This is a genomic window from Lichenicoccus roseus (genome assembly GCF_005844085.1).
GTDB lineage: Bacteria > Pseudomonadota > Alphaproteobacteria > Acetobacterales > Acetobacteraceae > Lichenicoccus > Lichenicoccus roseus.
Genome location: NZ_VCDI01000007.1, coordinates 146,407 through 162,793, shown reverse-complemented (window position 1 = coordinate 162,793; position 16,387 = coordinate 146,407). Strand labels below are relative to the sequence as shown.

General features: G+C 67.8%; 15 protein-coding genes. 8 read left to right on the top strand and 7 right to left on the bottom strand.

The features are described from left to right. Positions 1-15: 15 nt before the first annotated feature. From FE263_RS17815 to FE263_RS17795, 5 genes are all read right to left on the bottom strand, one after another. Entirely contained in the window at positions 16-1,392 is a 1,377-nt protein-coding gene (locus tag FE263_RS17815; RefSeq protein ID WP_240759866.1) for a four-carbon acid sugar kinase family protein, read from the bottom strand. Continuing rightward, complete coding sequence (locus tag FE263_RS17810; protein WP_240759864.1) at positions 1,389-2,660, bottom strand: ribulose-bisphosphate carboxylase large subunit family protein; 1,272 nt, start codon at positions 2,658-2,660, stop codon at positions 1,389-1,391. Before FE263_RS17810 ends, FE263_RS17815 begins: the two co-directional genes overlap by 4 nt. A gap of 8 nt (positions 2,661-2,668) precedes the next feature. Beyond that, positions 2,669-3,556 carry an SMP-30/gluconolactonase/LRE family protein gene (locus tag FE263_RS17805; RefSeq protein WP_138327385.1) on the bottom strand — a complete coding sequence of 296 codons (888 nt, stop codon included), beginning with the start codon at positions 3,554-3,556 and terminating at the stop codon, positions 2,669-2,671. After that, positions 3,553-4,332: an SDR family NAD(P)-dependent oxidoreductase gene (locus tag FE263_RS17800; protein WP_240759862.1), complete on the bottom strand. Its 780-nt coding sequence runs from the start codon at positions 4,330-4,332 to the stop codon at positions 3,553-3,555. Before FE263_RS17800 ends, FE263_RS17805 begins: the two co-directional genes overlap by 4 nt. A gap of 121 nt (positions 4,333-4,453) precedes the next feature. Beyond that, positions 4,454-5,287, bottom strand: a complete 834-nt coding sequence (locus FE263_RS17795; RefSeq protein ID WP_171034188.1) for an FCD domain-containing protein — start codon at positions 5,285-5,287, stop codon at positions 4,454-4,456. A 163-nt stretch (positions 5,288-5,450) separates the two neighbouring features. Between FE263_RS17795 and FE263_RS17790 the strand changes: the two genes are divergently transcribed. The 8 genes from FE263_RS17790 to FE263_RS17755 all read left to right on the top strand — a co-directional run bounded on the left by FE263_RS17790 (position 5,451) and on the right by FE263_RS17755 (position 13,804). Further along, positions 5,451-6,497: a zinc-dependent alcohol dehydrogenase family protein gene (locus FE263_RS17790; protein ID WP_138327382.1), complete on the top strand. Its 1,047-nt coding sequence runs from the start codon at positions 5,451-5,453 to the stop codon at positions 6,495-6,497. A 95-nt stretch (positions 6,498-6,592) separates the two neighbouring features. Then, the gene (locus tag FE263_RS22215; protein WP_171034187.1) at positions 6,593-6,886 is read left to right on the top strand and encodes a putative quinol monooxygenase; all 294 of its coding nucleotides are present in this window, start codon (positions 6,593-6,595) and stop codon (positions 6,884-6,886) included. After that, on the top strand, positions 6,883-8,142 hold the full coding sequence (locus FE263_RS17780; protein ID WP_138327380.1) for an MFS transporter: 1,260 nt from the start codon (positions 6,883-6,885) through the stop codon (positions 8,140-8,142). The genes FE263_RS22215 and FE263_RS17780 overlap by 4 nt, the downstream gene beginning before the upstream one ends. A gap of 173 nt (positions 8,143-8,315) precedes the next feature. Continuing rightward, positions 8,316-9,806, top strand: coding sequence for a sugar ABC transporter ATP-binding protein (locus tag FE263_RS17775; RefSeq protein ID WP_138327379.1), 1,491 nt, complete (start codon positions 8,316-8,318; stop codon positions 9,804-9,806). A 52-nt stretch (positions 9,807-9,858) separates the two neighbouring features. Then, a complete protein-coding gene (locus FE263_RS17770) occupies positions 9,859-10,845 on the top strand; it encodes an ABC transporter permease (RefSeq protein ID WP_205880431.1) in 987 nt (328 codons plus the stop codon). A 47-nt stretch (positions 10,846-10,892) separates the two neighbouring features. Beyond that, on the top strand, positions 10,893-11,876 hold the full coding sequence (locus FE263_RS17765) for a substrate-binding domain-containing protein (protein ID WP_171034186.1): 984 nt from the start codon (positions 10,893-10,895) through the stop codon (positions 11,874-11,876). A gap of 271 nt (positions 11,877-12,147) precedes the next feature. Beyond that, entirely contained in the window at positions 12,148-12,297 is a 150-nt protein-coding gene (locus tag FE263_RS17760) for a penicillin acylase family protein (protein ID WP_138327377.1), read from the top strand. Continuing rightward, positions 12,275-13,804 (top strand): GH3 family domain-containing protein, encoded by a 1,530-nt coding sequence (locus FE263_RS17755; protein WP_138327376.1) that lies wholly within the window; start codon positions 12,275-12,277, stop codon positions 13,802-13,804. The genes FE263_RS17760 and FE263_RS17755 overlap by 23 nt, the downstream gene beginning before the upstream one ends. A gap of 135 nt (positions 13,805-13,939) precedes the next feature. Here FE263_RS17755 and FE263_RS17750 read toward each other — a convergent pair whose 3' ends face one another. Together FE263_RS17750 and FE263_RS17745 are read right to left on the bottom strand one after the other, a co-directional pair. Beyond that, positions 13,940-14,878, bottom strand: coding sequence for an ABC transporter substrate-binding protein (locus tag FE263_RS17750; protein ID WP_240759860.1), 939 nt, complete (start codon positions 14,876-14,878; stop codon positions 13,940-13,942). A gap of 3 nt (positions 14,879-14,881) precedes the next feature. Further along, a complete protein-coding gene (locus tag FE263_RS17745; protein WP_138327375.1) occupies positions 14,882-16,228 on the bottom strand; it encodes an LLM class flavin-dependent oxidoreductase in 1,347 nt (448 codons plus the stop codon). Between the last annotated feature and the right edge of the window lie 159 nt (positions 16,229-16,387).

Here is a 16,387-nt window from a genome sequence, read left to right as displayed (position 1 = left end):
GTTGGTCTCCCGTATCTAGGCGTGTGACGCGGCGCCGGTCTTGGCGCGGCGAAAGAAATCCCGCTGGCCCATCTGGCCGCCCTTGAGGGCGATCTCGAGACCGGACAACGCCGGATCGTCCGAATGGCCGTGGCAGAGCGGACAGCCGGGCACCAGCGGGGAGGCGACGGTCAGCGCATGCAGGCCGAGCTGCTGCACGGCATGGCTGGACGTGTCGCCGCCGGCCACGATGGCGCGGCGGACCCCGGATCTTGCCAGCAGGTCGCGCAGCAGATGGCCGAGCACGGTGCCGAGGCGGTCGTTGAACGCGCTGCCATCGGTGCCCGGCGGCAGGTCGATCATCGTGTCCGGACCGTCCGCCGTGTAGACGAGCACGTCGCGGCCGCCCGCCAGCGCGGCGGCGGCCTGGTCGGTGGCGCGCGTGATGGCGGCGTTGTCCGACAGCAGCGCGACCGGATCGAGCCGGACCGGCGTGAAGCCATCCTGCAGGGCCTGCGCGATCTGCGCTGCCGTGACCGGCGAGCAACTGCCGGAGATCGCCACCACGCGGTCGGCGGGAGCGATCGGTCGTGGCGCCGGCGCGGTACCCAGCAATCCCGCCGCACGCCACGCCGCGACCAGCGCGTATTCGAGGCCCGACGAGCCGACCGCGAAGACCGGCTCGCCCCGCGCGGTCGCCTGCAGGATGCGCGCGTGCAGGATGTCGCCGACGACAACGAGGTCGTTCTCGTCGACGGTGTCGAACAGCACCGCATCATCGGATCCGGCGATGTCGCGCCAGGTCCGCCTGATGTCCGGCGTCGCGAGATCCACCTTGTCGACGAGGCCGATGCTGAACCCGGCCTGCTGCGCCAGATGACGCCGCAGGTCGGCCTCGCGCATCGGCGTCACCGGATGGCGCGCCATCACCGGGTGGCGGTCGATCCGGTAGCGCTCGTCCCCGAAGCCCGCGAACAGGTTGCCGAAGGCGACGTAGCGGCGCAATGCCGGGGCGCCGACGGTGATCGGCACCGGTCGCGACGGAAAATGCTCGAGGCCGATCCGCGCCGCCTCGCCGATGCTGCCGATCTCCGGCGCGCTGTCGAAGGTCGAGCAGACCTTGTAGTGCAGCAGTGCGGCGCCGGTGGCCCGCAGGCTCTCATAGATGGCGGGCAACTGCGCGCGCATCCAGGCCGGCGTCTGGCTGCGCGCGACGCCTGCAATGCCGACCACGCGCGCTTGCGGGAAGCGCGCGAGCATGGCGCGATCGGGTGGTGCCAGGAACAGCACGGCGGAAAGGCCGGCTTTGGCGACAACGTCGAGCACGTCCGTGGAGCCGGTGAAATCATCGCCGTAGAACGCGACCGGACGTGCCGGCAGCGCGTGCGCCAGCATCGGGTCGGCGCCGCTCATCCGCGTACCTTTCCGAAGAATTGGAGCGCCGTCGCCAGGGCCGGGGTTCGTGCCGAGCGCGCCTCGACGGTCTCCCCATCCATTGCCGCTTCCCAGGCGGCGCGCACGCTCTCCACGCCCGCCGCGACGCCGTCCGGGTGGCCGACGATGCCGCCGCCGCAGGCGTATATGAGGTCGGCGCTGCCCAGGCGCTCATACGTCTCGCCGGCCTGTCCGGCCCATTGGCCACTCGAGAACACCGGCATGACGGTGGCCGGGGTGGCTTCCGTGAGCGGAGTCAGGCAGGCGCGCGCCGATGCGATCGAAGACGTGCCGTCCTCGGCGAACTTGTTGCGCAAGCCGTTCACATGCATGTGGTCGGCGCCGGCGACGCGCCACAGCTTCGACCAGGCACGGTAGTCGAAGCCGAGCGCCGGCGAGCGGTAGAAGGCGCCCCAGCCGTTGCGATGGGCGTGGATCGGCAGAGTCGCATGGGTGCGCAACGCCGAGAACCCGGCGAGCCCGACGCTGTTGACGCTGGCCATCACGCAGGTGCCGCCGGCTGCAACCACGATGTCGTGCCGGCGCCGCATCTGGTCGATCTCGCCGGTCAGGTTGAAGGCATACATCGCCTTGCGTCCGAAACGCTGGGCGCGGTCGTTGATGACGCGCATGACGGCATCGACCCTGGCCTCGAACGGGCAGGCGGGGCCATCCGACTGCAGCTCGTCATCCTTGATGAAGTCGATGCCGGCATCGACAAGCTTTGCCACCGCTTCCGCCGTGCGTGCGGCATCGAGTCCGACCGACGGCTTGATGATGGTTCCTATCAGCGGCAGGCGCTCGACACCGGCCAGTCGACGGGTCCCGGAAACGCCGAAGGCCGGGCCTGGATAGCGGTCGAGGAACTGCTGCGGCAGCGTGATGTCCAGCAGGCGCAGTCCCGACAGCTCGCGCAGCTCGAACAGGTTTCCGGCGACGGTCGCGAGCAGGTTGGGCAGCGACGGGCCGATGCTGTCGAGCGGCCAGGAGAGCGTGACCTCGGCACGCCGCCAGACCGGTGCGATGCCTTTGGGCGCCACCGCGCCCGGCAGCGAGGGCGTGGCGACCTCGTCGAGCACGCTTACCGCCTCGATGCGGGCGGCCTGCTGCTGCACCAGCGGATCCGCCTCGCTGGCCAGCTTCAGGAAGGTGCCGGTGGATTGCTCGCCCGCCATCGCGGCGGCGGTTTCCTCGACCGGGAAGGCGGTCTCGAGCCAGTAGCGAGCGGTGAAGCGCGGTTCGCTCACGGGCGTTGTCATGGACGCAGGCCCTTCGGGTAGAACAATGCCAGGCCCTCCGTCGGCATCGCCATGATCTCGACCGCCGAGCCCGAGACTTCGGTAACCAGTGCCTCCCGGCCGTTCCGGCGGAAGGCGATGTTGGTCGGCTTGCGGCCCTGCGTCGGCAGCCGCTCGACCAGTCGTCCTTCACGATCCAGCACCGCCACCACGCCCTGGCCGTAGATTGTGCAATAGAGGCGGCCGTCGGCGCCGAACTTGATCCCGTCCGGTCCCTTGAAGTCGGTTGAATCATCCGGCGCAAGGCAGTTGCCGAACAGACGTCGCGCCGGGCTTGTCGCGGTGCGGTCATAGACGAAGATGTCGCCGCTCAGGGTCTCGGCGACGTAGAGCAGGCCGTCCGGACCGAAGGCGATGCCGTTGGTGAAGCGGAGGCCGCGGTCCAGCGTGCGGCTGACGACGCCGCGACGGGGATCGATCTCGTAGAGCCGGCCATCGTAGGGCGCCGTCATGTAGTCGGCGCGGATGTCGAGCCCGTCGATGAAGTCGCGATCGATGATACCGGAATCCGTCATGTAGAGCATGCCGTCCGGAGCCAGCGCGATGTCGTTCGGCCAGAGGAAACGCCCATCCGCGTCGCCGGCTACCTTGCAACGCTCGACGCCATCCATGGTGACCGCCAGCAGCGCGCCTTCGGTTGCTTCCGCGATCCAGACCAGCCCGTCGCCATCGATGGCGAGGCCGTTCGGTCGCCCCGCCGTCACCGCGACGTCGCGCTTGCGTCCGTCGGTGCCGACATGCACCACGGCGTGACGACGGTCCGACATCTCGACGATGAGAAAGCTGCCGTCCTCGAGGCAGACTGGCCCTTCTGGTTCCTCGACCCCCGCGATCGCGAGGCTCATACCCAGCCTCCGTCGACGAGGTAGCTCTGCCGGGTGCAGGCGCTCGATTCGTCCGATGCGTAGAACAGCACGACCTTTGCCACCTCGAACGGCTGCAGCGGACGCTTCAGGCACTGCCTGCGGTCCTGCTCGGCACGGCCTTCCTCGCCGACCCAGTTCTCCAGTGCGCGCTTCGTCATGATCCAGCCGGGCATCACGCAGTTCACGCGTATGTTGTGCTTGCCGTAATCGAATGCGAGGCCGCGCGTGAGGCCGACTACTCCGGACTTCGCGCAGAGGTAAGGAACGACGTCGGAGAAGCCGGCATCGTAGGCGAACGAACCTATGTTGACGATCGAGCCGCCGCCCGCCTTGATCATGTCGTCGAGCACGGCCTGGGCGCAGAAGAACTGGTGCTTGAGGTTCACCGCGATACGGTCGTCCCAGTATTCGCTGGTGACGTCCTCGACCTTCACGCGCTGGTCGTTGGCGGCGTTGTTGACCAGGATCTCGATCGGCCCGAACGCCGCACGGATGCGTCCGATCGCGGCCCGCACGGCGGCGACGTCGGTCAGGTCGGCATCCTCCCAGTGCGGGCGATGTCCTTCCGCCGCGAGCTGCTCCAGGAAGCTGCGCGTCGGAACCTCGGCATTGTCGATGAAGGCGACCCGCGAGCCCTGCTCGACGAAGTGCCGGACGATCTCCTCGCCGATGCCGCTGCCGCCGCCGGTGACCAGCACCACCCGGTCCCGCAGGCTCGGATAGATCGCGCCGTACACTGCCTGTCTGGCTTCCACCGTCATCTCCCTGCACTCCGCTTCTATGTGGCGGTGACCCGGACCGGAACCCGGGAGCATCCCGGTATACCTCTCATACCAATTGGTCGACAAGCTGCGTTGGTGCGATAGCCGGGGGCGGCTAGCCCTCGCCGCCGCCGCGCTCGAGTGCCTCGGCTGTCGCAAGATTGGCTGCCTCGCGTACCGATGCATGGCCGCCGGCCAGCTCGGCCTGCTTCATGATGGACCAGTAGAGCATGTGGCCGTGCTCGAGATGCTCGCGCATCGCCCGCTCGGCGCGATCCGGATCACGCGCCAGGATTGCCTCGGTGATGCGTTCGTGCGCCGCGAGCGCGAAATCGATCTGGCCGGGGAAACCAAGCGTCACCGTGCGCTGGCTGTACAGCCAGTCGAACATGGCATCGTGGATGACGATGAAGAGCGGGTTGTGCGCGAGCTTCGCCAGGCAGAGATGGAAGGCAACGTCGGTCTCCTCGAAACGCCGCGGACTGCCGACCGCGGCGCGGTTGGCGTCCATTGCCGCCCGCAGCTCTTCGAGGTCGCGTTCGTTGGCATGGCTGGCGATTTCCCGCGCGATGCCTGCCTCGAAGAACACGCGGGCGCGCTGGAATTGCCGCAGGCCGCCGGGCTGGCCGATGAAGCGGGTGACCGCGCCGTGCATCGCCTCCAGGATCACCGAGCCGCCCGGCTCCTGCACGCGGGGACGCTCGCCGGGGCTGAGTCGCAGGATGCCCATCTTCTGCAGCGCGAACAGCGCCTCGCGGATGGCCGGGCGCCCGGTGCCGAATTCCAGCATGAGGGCGCGCTCGGAGGGAAGCTCCGAGCCCGCCGGGTAGACGCCGTCGTTGATCAGCGTCTCGAGCCGTTCGACGACGTCCTCGTAGAGCCGTCGGCGGCGGATCGGCCGCGACCGGGACGGAGTGGTGGCCCCATCGGTGGGCCGTCTGCTTGCCAACGCGGATTTCCTTTCACGGAACGTCATGACGCATTTCACCAGCTTCTGATGGCGGAGGCACTTTCTTTCCCGGCGTCTGTGGTATACTAGGCTTACCAACAACAGCGACAGCCATGTCGCGCGGCTTGGGGTATCGCCCCCGGGCGGGAGGGAAGGAGCCAGCATGCAGGGTCTCGTCTTCACCGGCGGCCGCGAGGTCGAGCTGATGTCGTTTCCTGATCCGACGCCGGGTCCGGGCGAGGTGGTGGTCGCCATCAGGGCGTCCGGCATGTGCGGCAGCGACCTGAAGTTCTACCGCACGCCGAAGGGCGAGGATCCGGGCATCGGCATCAAGCTGGCGGGTCCTGTGGTGGCCGGCCACGAGCCGTGCGGCGTCATCGAGGCGGTGGGCGCCGGGGTGGATCCACGGCAGGCCCGCATCGGCGACCGGGTGATGGTGCATCACGCGCATGGCTGCGACTGCTGCCGCACCTGCCGGTCCGGCTGGCCGCAGATGTGCGACAACGGGCTGGAGGCGATCTACGGCATCACCGCCAACGGTGGCCACGCACCCTACCTGAAGGCGGCGGCCAGCAACGTGGTCAAGCTGCCGGACGCGCTGTCGTTCAAGACCGGGGCCGCGGTCGCCTGTGGCACCGGCACGGCATACAGCGCGCTCAAGCGGCTGGATGTTTCGGGCGACGACACGCTGGTGGTGGTGGGTCAGGGTCCGGTCGGTCTGTCCGCCACCCTGCTGGGCAGCGCGCTGGGGGCGCGGGTGATCGCGCTCGACATCGAGGCGCACCGGCTGGCGCGTGCGACCGAGTTCGGCGCCGCGCACGTGGTGAACCCGCGCGAGACCGATCCGGTGGAGGCGATCCTGGCGCTGACCGGCGGACGTGGCGCGGAACTGGCGATGGACACCTCCGGCACCGGGGTGGGGCGTCTGACGGCGCTGCGCGCGACGCGCGAGTGGGGCCGGATGTGCGTGGTGGGCGAGGGGCACAACATGGACCTCGACATCAGCGCCGACATGCTGCGCAAGCAGCGCACCATCTACGGCAGCTGGGTGTTCTCGATCATGGGACTGGCCGACTGCGCCCGCTTCGTCGCCGAACGACACCTGCCGGTCGAGACCCTGTTCACCGAGGAATGGTCCCTCGACCAGGGCCCAGAGGCCTACAGGCTGTTCGACCAGCAAACCAGCGGCAAGGGCGTGTTCGTGCTGTAGGAGACCGGGCGTCCCACGGCTCCCTTTCCATGCATGGCCTGCGGACACGCCGCGTGGCGATCCCGACCTCATCGGCCCCAAATGGAGTAGGCGCCATGACGGCGTTGATAATCGTTGCACGATTCGTTGCCCGCGACGGAAATACACAGGAGGTCGAGGCGCTGCTGCGTGGCTTCGTCGAGCCGAGCCGCGGCGAGGACGGCTGCCTGTTCTATGACCTGCATCGGGAAGTCCACGACAGCAACGCCTTCGTCATTCTCGACGGATGGCGCGACAGGACTGCGTTCGACGGGCATGCCGGTAGCGCGCACGTGGCAAAGACACTTGCACAACTCGAGCCGCTGCTCGCTGCGGCGCCGGTGATCACGGAGCTGGAGCGACTTTCGTGAGCGCCTCCGGACCGGCGGTGCCGGCACGCGCGGGATCCGCCGCCCGCCGCTACGTCGTCTATCTGGTCTGCGTGGCGCTCGCCGGCTGGGCGCTTGCCTCCTACGACCTCAATCTTCTCGTCCTGGCATTGCCGGCGATCGCACACGATCTCGCAATATCGGAGACCGGGCTCGGGATGCTCGGTTTCTTCGTCTTCGGGGCGCAATTCGTCATCACGTTGTTCACCGGCTACGCGATGGATCGCCTCGGCAGGCGGCGGGTGTGGATGTTCTGCCTGACGGGGACTGCCATCTTCACCGGCCTGACCGCACTGGTGAACGGCTTCTGGTCCCTCGTGCTGGTCAGGGCGATCGCCTCCGGCCTGGCCTATTCGGAACTTGCCGTCTCGATCACCATCGTCAACGAGCAGCTTCCCGCACGAGGGCGCGGTTTCCTGTACTCGATCGTGCAGGGCGGCTGGCCGCTCGGGGTTTTCCTGGCTTCTGGCGTCTATCTCGCAGCGGGTGGCCTTGGTTGGCGGCTGGTGTTCCTGTTCGGGATCCTGCCGATCGTGGCGGTGATCCTTGGACGCATCTTCATCCGCGAGTCTGATCGCTTCGAGCACGAGCGGGCGCTGCGACCCGATGACCAGCAGCGCATCACGCTTCGCGAACTGTTCCTCATCGAGGGGCCGATCCGGCGACAGCTGGTCCTGCTGTCGGCGTCGTGGATCTTCTACGGGATCAGCTACGTCGCGACCAACTTCTACATCACGTACTGGCTCACGACGTACAAGGGCTATTCCGGCACCGACGCGAGCAAGCTGCTGCTTGTGTCGGGCGGTATAGGATTTTTCTTCTACATCGTCGGCGGCGCGCTGGGCGAGCGGTTCGGCCGACGGTCGGTGCTGATCTGGTCCGGCCTGGCAGTCGCGCCGCTGACGGTGCTGTTCTACTTCGCGCAGTCGCCCGCCGCCGTCGCCGTGATCTACTTCGTGCTCTACCAGGCCACCAACGGAACCTGGTCCGGCGCCGGCTACGCCTACCAGGGCGAGAGCTTCCCGACCCGCATACGCGGTTCCGCGGTCGGCTTCCTGTCCGCCATGGGAGTGCTCGGCTTCGTGCTTGGAAGCCTGCTCTGGACCTGGATGTCGTTCTTCGGCAACCCGGGCCTGACCTGGTTCGTGGTGGCGACCGCATCCTCGCTCGGCATGTGGCTGACGCTGCTGCTGCGGCCGATCCCGCCCGGGCTCGAACTCGAAGAGATTGCCGCCTGACCGGTCCGCGATCGCTTGCGACATCAGCTCTCTTGGTATACTAGGGACACCATCGGATAAGCGGTGGCCGTAGAGCTTCGCGACCGGAGGGGAAACATGTCGCACCGTACGCCGACCGGCGACTGCAACGTCCTGCGCCGACCGGCAGTCTCTCCGGTGCGGCCACTCGAGCCATGACCCCTTCCAGCGAGGCCGGACTGCATTGCCGTGGCGTGGGCAAGCGCTATGGCGGCACCCATGCCTTGAAGTCGGTCGATCTCGACCTGCCGCCTGGCAGCGTGCTGGCGCTGGTCGGCGAGAACGGCGCCGGCAAGTCGACCCTCAATTCGATCATCGCCGGGGTCGTGCGGCCGGACGACGGCGAGATGACACTCGATGGGGTGCCGTATCATCCTGCGTCGCCGTCGGAGGCGCTGCACCAGGGCGTGGCGCTCATCCACCAGGAAATCCGGCTGCTGCCTGAACTGACGGTGGCGGAGAATATCTTCCTCGGCCGGCTGCCGGTGGCATCGGGCCGGATCGATCGCGCGCGCATGGCGCGTGAAGCCGGGGTCGTCCTCGACAAGCTCGGCGTTGCGGTCGATCCGCAGCGCAAGGTTGCCGGCCTCTCGATGGCGGTGCAACAGGGTATCGAGATCGCCAAGGCAATCATCCGCAGGCCGCGCTACGTCATCTTCGACGAGCCCACCGCATCCCTTGGCGGCGCGGAAGCCGACCGCATACTGGAACAGGTGCGCGCGCTGCGGGATGCAGGCACCGGGATCATCTATGTCTCGCATCGTCTCGACGAGGTGATGAAGATCGCCGACCGGGTGATCTGCCTGCGGGACGGTGCGCTGGTGGCCGGGTGGGAGCGTGGCCACTTCACCCAGCAGGACATCATCAATGCGATGGTGGGCCGCGAATTCACCTTCGAGCACCGGGCGCCGCCGCCGCGTGGAGATCGCGTTGTCCTGCAACTGGACGGCGTCACCCGCACCGGCGTCTTCCGCGACATCTCGTTCGAGTTGGCACGCGGCGAGATCCTCGGTTTCGCCGGCCTGATCGGCGCCGGCCGTACCGAGGTCGTCCGTGCCATCGCCGGCATGGACCGTTTCGATCAGGGCGAGATCAAGGTCGACGGCAAGCCGGTCCGCTACACTTCGCCATCCGGTGCGATCGAGGCCGGCATCTTCATGGTGCCGGAGGACCGCAAGGGGCAGGGGTTGAATCTCGGCCGCACCGCAGCGGAGAACATCACGCTGCCCTGGGAAAAGAGACTGACGCGGAACGGCATGATCACGCGCGCGGTCGTCGCCGAAACCGGCCTTAGACAGAAGCAGCGCTTCGACATACGCGGACGTCTCGATCTGCCGGTGAGCTCGATGTCCGGCGGCAACCAGCAGAAGGTGCTGCTCGCCAAGTGGCTGGTCGAGGATCCCGCCGTGTTCATCATCGACGAGCCGACGCGCGGCGTCGATGTCGGCGCCAAGATGGCGATCTACGAGATCATCCGGACCCTCGCTGCGAACGGGATCGCGGTCATCGTCGTGTCGTCCGAGCTGGAGGAGGTGCTGGGCCTTTGCCATCGCGTGCTGGTCATGTCGAAGGGAAACCAGCGCGGCATCCTCTCGCGCGAGGATGCGACCCCGGCGCGGGTGATGTCATTGGCGGTGGGCGCGTGAGCGGGGCGGCCGGCTCATGTCGGACGGGCAACAGGGCAGGGAGACCAGTACGATGAGCATGGCGCCGGCTGAACCGGGCACGAGGGCCAGTACGGATCCGGGACTGCGCGCGCGCCTGGTGCAGATCTCCCGTCAGGTGCCGGGCCCGCTGATCGGACTCATCGTCATCCTGGTGGTGTTCTCGTTCCTGTCGCCGTACTTCCTGACGACCCGCAACCTGCTCGACATTTTCAGCCAGATCTCCGAGATCGGGATCATGGCGGTCGGATCCGCCCTCGTCATCATTACCGGCGGCATCGACCTCTCGGTGGGCGCGGTCCTCGCCGTGAGCCTGATGCTGACGGCATGGCTGTACCGCGATTTCCAGATCGCCTTCCCGATCGCGATGTTCGCCGGCCTGCTGCTCGGCGCCCTTATCGGCCTGCTGAACGGCGTGCTGGCGACCTATGCGCGCATCCAGCCATTCGTTGCAACCCTCGCGACGATGTCGGCATGCTCGGGCATCGCGCTCTACATCACCAATGGCAGCCCGGTAACCGGGTTCCCCGACTACTTCACCGCGCTCACCGCGCTGCATATCGCCGGGATCCCGCTGCAGACCATCATCCTGGTCTCGGTCTACCTGATCGCCGCGTTCTGGTTGAAGTTCAGGCCGAACGGGCGTGCGCTCTACGCACTCGGCGGCAACGAGGAAGTCGCCCGGCTGTCGGGACTGAACGTGCAGCGCATCAAGGTCGGCGTCTATGTCATCGCCGGCTTCCTGGCGGCACTTGCCGGCATGATCGTCGGCTCACGGCTCGACAGCGCGCAGCCCACCGCAGGCCTCAGCGATCTGCTCAGCGTCATCGCCGTGGTGGTGATCGGCGGCGCCAGCCTCGCCGGCGGCTCCGGCAGCATGCTCGGCACCTTCATCGGCCTGCTGATCATCGGCGTGCTGCAGAACGGCATGTCGCTGATCGACGTCTCGCCCAACCTGCAACCTGTCGTGATCGGCGCCGCGATCATTCTTGCCGTGCTCACGGATCGCCGCGCGCGCTAGCGATGACGCAAGCCCAGCTGGAAACCTGGAAAAGGAGGAGTTCGACAATGAGAGCCAATCAATGGTCACGCTCGCTTGGCGTCCTGATGCTGGTCGCCGCCGGCCGCGCGATCGTGCCCGGTCCGGCCGCGCATGCCGCCGGCAAGCCGGCCATCGCGGTGGCGGTCGCCGACCAGAAATCCCTGTTCTACATCGCCGCCGTTGCCGGCATGCGTGACGAGGCCAAGAAGGAAGGCTACACGCTCAACGTGGCGTCGGCCGCCGACAACTCGACCCTGCAGATCAACCAGATCCAGAACCTGCTGGTGCGGCAACCTGGCGCGCTGATCTTCATCCCGCAGGACGCCACCTCCGCAGCGGCTGGCGTACGCGCAGCCAACCAGTCGGGCGTGCCGGTGATCGCGGTCGACGAACGGCCCGAGGGCACCAACGTGAAGCTCGCAACCTACATCGCGACCGACAGCGTGAAGGCCGCGCGCGACCTCTGCACATGGATGTTCAACCAGATCGGCGGCAAGGGCGAGCTTGCGATCCTGCATGGCGTGCTCGGCGCCACGGCCGAACTGCAGAGGACGCAGGGTTGCCAGGAGGCGCTGCAGAAGTTCCCGGATATCCACGTCGTCGCCCAGCAGACCGCGAACTGGGATGAGACCGAGGCCTACAAGGCGGCACAGAACATCCTGACCGCGCATCCCGATCTGAAGGCCATCTTCGGCGAGAGCGACGCGATGGCGATGGGAGCCGCCAAGGCCGCCAAGCAGGCCGATCGACAGGGCCTGGTGGTGGTGGGGATCGATGGCTTCCCGACCATGTTCAAGGCGGTCAAGTCGGGCCTCACCCAGGCGACGAAGGCGCAGCGTCCCTACGAGATGGGCGAGATGGCAGTCCGCGACGCCATCCAGCTCATCAACAACACCGGCAAGGCTATCCCGGCCGAGCAGCTGGTGGATGCCCAGCTGATCACCAAGGCGAACGTGGACCAGTTCAGCCCGACCACGTTCTACGGGCCCACGGCCAATACCATGTACTGAGGCGCCGGATACGCAAGCGCCGACCGGTCCGGCTCGACGGCGAAGGCCGCGGAGCCGGGTCCGGTCGTTTGCCGGGCTTCGCAAGACGCTCCTGCCAGAGGGCTGTCGATGACCGGCGACCGGCTGCTGGGGATGGCGATCGCGTCCGGTATCGGCGCGCGTGCCATGCTGATACGCCAGCCACGCCCCACGCTGGAGCAGCGGCTCGGCATGTTTCCGGGACGCGCCCCGTTGAAAGCGCCGCTGCACATCCACTGGAGCCAGCAGGGTCGTGCTGCTCGGCGGCCAGGATGGCTGGCTTGGCAGCGACGATTTCGCCGACCAGGACGCCCTGTGGCGGCGCGGCCGCTCGGTGCAACTGCCGCTCGGCGTCGAGGCTGCGCGGCAATTCCCGCATCATGCGGTGGTGCGCCCTGACTGATCCGACCATCGTTCTCAAGCTGTGGGCAGCCCGGCGCCGGGCCGCGCTGGCGCGCCAGGACGCGGGCGCTACGCAGCGTCGCGTCCTTGCCAGGCTCCTGGCGCGTGCGGCGGACACGCGCTTCGGCCAGGCGCATGATTTCGCGGCGATCCGCTCGGTCCGCGATTACCAGCGACGGGTTCCCGTGCGCACCTACGAGGAATTCTGGACGCGGTGGTGGCAGCCTTCGTTTCCGGACGTCGGCGGCGTCACCTGGCCGGGCCGGATGCGGTACTATGCGAACTCCTCCGGTACCACCCAGGCAGTGACCAAGCGCATCCCGTTGAGCCGCGCCATGCTGCGCGCCAACAAGAGCTGCGCACTCGATGTGCTGGCCTGGCATCTTGCCGCGCGGCCGGACAGCCGCGTGCTGGCATCCGGCGGCATATTCCTTGGCGGCACCACCGATCTGGAACGGCTCGCACCCGGCGTGGCTGCCGGGGATCTCTCCGGCATCGCCGCCATCCGGACGCCGATCTGGGCGCGTGGCCGCGTGCTGCCACCGCCCGCGATCGCCGCCCTGCGTGACTGGCGCGAGAAGATGGCAGCGCTGGCGCCGCTTGCGCTCCAGCACCCGGTGGCGAGCATTTCCGGGACGGCGAGCTGGATGCTGCTGTTCTTCGAGACGGTGGCGTCGCTGCGTCCGCCCGGCGCGCTGCTGCGCCACCTGTTTCCGGAACTGGAGCTGATCGTGCATGGCGGGGTGGGATTTGCGCCCTATCGCAGCCGGTTCGCAGCCTGGATGCAGGGTAGTGCTGCACTGACCCGGGAAGTCTACGCCGCAAGCGAGGGGTTCATCGCGGTGGCCGACCGCGGTGACGGGGAGGGACTGCGGCTGATCCTGGATCGTGGCCTGTTCTACGAGTTCGTCCGTCCTGGCGATCTCGGCTCGGTTTCTTCCGGACAGGGTGGCCCCGAACGTCGCTGGATCGGCAATGCCGTGGTGGGCGAGGAGTATGCCCTGGTGCTGAGCAGCAATGCCGGTCTCTGGTCATATATACTGGGCGACACCGTGCGCCTGGTCTCGCTCGATCCGCCGCGCATCCTGATCAGCGGACGAACCGCATGGTCGCTGTCCGTGGCGGGCGAGCATCTGATCGGCGCCGAGCTCGACCGGGCGGCGACCGAGGCCGCGCAGGCGGTCGGCCGCAACCTGGTGGAATACAGCGTGGCGCCGGTCGCGCCGGACGAACAGGACAACCGGGGCGGCCACCTGTTCGCGGTGGAGCTGGATGGCCCGGCTGACGCGGCGGAGTTCGGGCGCGCCCTGGATGCCGCCCTGCGGCGACTGAACGAGGATTACGCGGCGCATCGCGGCGACGGTTTCGGGTTGCGCGATCCGGATATAAGGCTGTTGCCGCCCGGAAGCTTCACGCGCTGGATGGAACGGCGCAACAAGCTCGGGGCGCAGAACAAGGTCGCGCGCGTCGTGGGCGATGCGGGCGCTCTGGCAACGCTGCTGTCCTAGCTTGGATCTTCACGGGACCAGCAGCTCAAGCCCAAGGGCCACAACGGCGATCACGATAACCCCGGCCAGCATCAATTCGGTCGCCGGCGCCTGCGGAGTGGCGCGAGCATCGCGAGCCACAGGATGAGCAGCCTCTCACCTGGACAGGGAGAAGCTGCGATCGAATGCACCGTCTATGGGCGGGCCGCCGGACGGCAGCACGCCTGCCTTGCGGTAGGTCTCGAGCGTTGCCTTCTCGGTGGCGACGATGGCATCGCCGACAGGTTGAGCGGTGGTACGCATCTCGTCCGCGATCCTGATCGAGACCGGCAGCGGCAGGCCGGTCTGCTGCGACCAGATCGCCGCATAGGCGTTGGGATGGGTGTTGCCCCAGGCATAGGCGCGAGCGAGCCGACGGTAGAAATCGGCGAGCATGTCGTGCTTGGTGCGGATCGCCGCGTCGGTCGCGATCTGGAAGCTGTAGTTGCCGGCGAAGCCACCGCCATCGGCCACCACCCGGCCGCCGGCCTGCGCCTCCTCGAGCGAGATATATGGCTCCCAGGTGGCCCAGGCATCGATGCTGCCGGTTTCCAGCGCCGCCTTCGACTGCGCCGGCGAGAGCAGGACGATCGTGATCTGGTCGAGCCGGAATGCCCCGCGCTCGGCCAGCCTGAGCAGCAGGAAGTGGCCGATGGAGCCGCGCACGGTGGCGATCCGCTTGCCCTTGAGATCGGCGGCGGACCGGATCGTGGAATTCCTGCCCGCGATCACCGCAACCACGTGGCCGCCGCCACGGGGCGGGATCGCCACCGTGGCGTGCAGCTTCAGGCCGGCGCCGTAGGCGAACAGGAAGGGTCCGTCACCGGCGATCCCGGTATCCACCGCACCGGCTCCGAGCGCCTGCAGCAGCGGCGAGGCGGCCTCGAACTCGCTCCACTCGATCGGGTAGGGCACGTCGTCGAGCGCATGGGACGCAGTCAGCAGCGCCTTCTGCAGGCCCTTCTGGTCGGCAACCCGAAGCCCGGCCTGCGCCTGCGCGCGGTCGAGCGTGCAGATCAGGGCGAGGGCGGCAACGAGCCAGATCCGGGTGCGCAACGGCTATTCCGCCGCCGCCCGGGCCCGCTCGCGGACGGCATGGCGGTTGGGCGGGACCGGCAGACCGAGATGACCGCGCAGGGTGTCGCTCTCGTAGTCGGACCTGAACAACCCGCGCGCCTGCAGGATCGGCACCACCCGCTCGACGAACAGGGTAAAGTCGCGAGGCGCCGACACCATCAGGTTGAACCCGTCCGCGGCACCGCCCACGAACCAGCGCTCGATCTCGTCGGCGACGGTCTCTGCGGTGCCGACGAATCGCGATCGCGAGTTGGCGAAATGCCAGGCCGTCGCGCGCAGGCTCAGGCGCTGCGCGCGTGCGACATGCACGATGCGTTCGGCGCGGCCCTTGTAGGAGTTGAGGCTCAGCGCTTCGACATCGGGAAACGGCGCATCGAGGTCGTAGCCCGAGAAGTCGTGGTAGTTGAAGGCCCGGCCAAGCTCCACCAGCGCCTTGCCAAGATCCAGCGAGCCGATACGCGCCTCCTCGCGGGCGCGCGCCGCCGCATCGGTGTCGTCGATGATGACGCCGAGGCCAGGCATCACCACGATCCGGTCGGCATCGCGACCAAGCTTTGCCGCTCGCGCTTTCAGGTCGCGATAATAGTCCTGCGCCTGCCCGAAATCCTGCGCGGCGGCGAAGGTCGCTTCCGCGACGGCGGCGCCGAAGCTGCGCCCGGTGTCGCTGTCGCCGGCCTGGAAGATCACCGGCTGTCCCTGTCTCGACCGGCTGAGCGCCAGCGGCCCGGCGACCGAGAAATGCTCGCCCTTGTGGTTCAGCGCATGCTGCCGCGACTTGTCCAGGAAGATGCCGGCTGCCTTGTCGCGCACGAAGGCATCGTCCTCGTAGCTGTCCCACAGGCCCTGCACGACCTCCACGAACTCGCGCGCCCGGGCGTAGCGCACCGCATGGTCGAAATGCTCCTCGCGGCCGTAGTTGCGCGCCGCCCCCTCCAGCCCGGTGGTGACCACGTTCCATCCCGCGCGGCCGTTGCTGATCTGGTCGAGCGAGGCGAACTGGCGCGCGACGTTGTACGGCTCCCAGTACGATGTCGTCAGCGTCGCAACCAGGCCGATATGCGAGGTGGACACCGCGAGCGCGGAGAGCAGCGTCAGCGGCTCCAGCCGGTTCAGGAAATGCGGCGCCGTGTCTGGCGTGATGAACGGGCTGTCCACGATGAACACCAGATCGAACTTTGCCGCCTCCGCCGCCCGGGCGTGGCGGATGTACCAGTTGATGTCGATGCTGGCGTCGCCCGGCAGGCCAGGTTCGCGCCAGGCATTCTGCTCGGTGCCGACGCCGGTCAGGATGGCGCCGAGCTTCAGTTGCCGGTTCGGTGACTTCGACATGGCGTATCTCCGATCCGTTGCAGCCGGGCAGATATCGCCCAGCCGAACCACGAGCATCGACGTGTTTTTGTCTTCACCCCGTCATCATAGTGGTTTCGTGGGCAGGTTGGTGTGAGGGATCCTCAACCGCTGCATCAGCGCTGCTCGAGACTCGTGGGC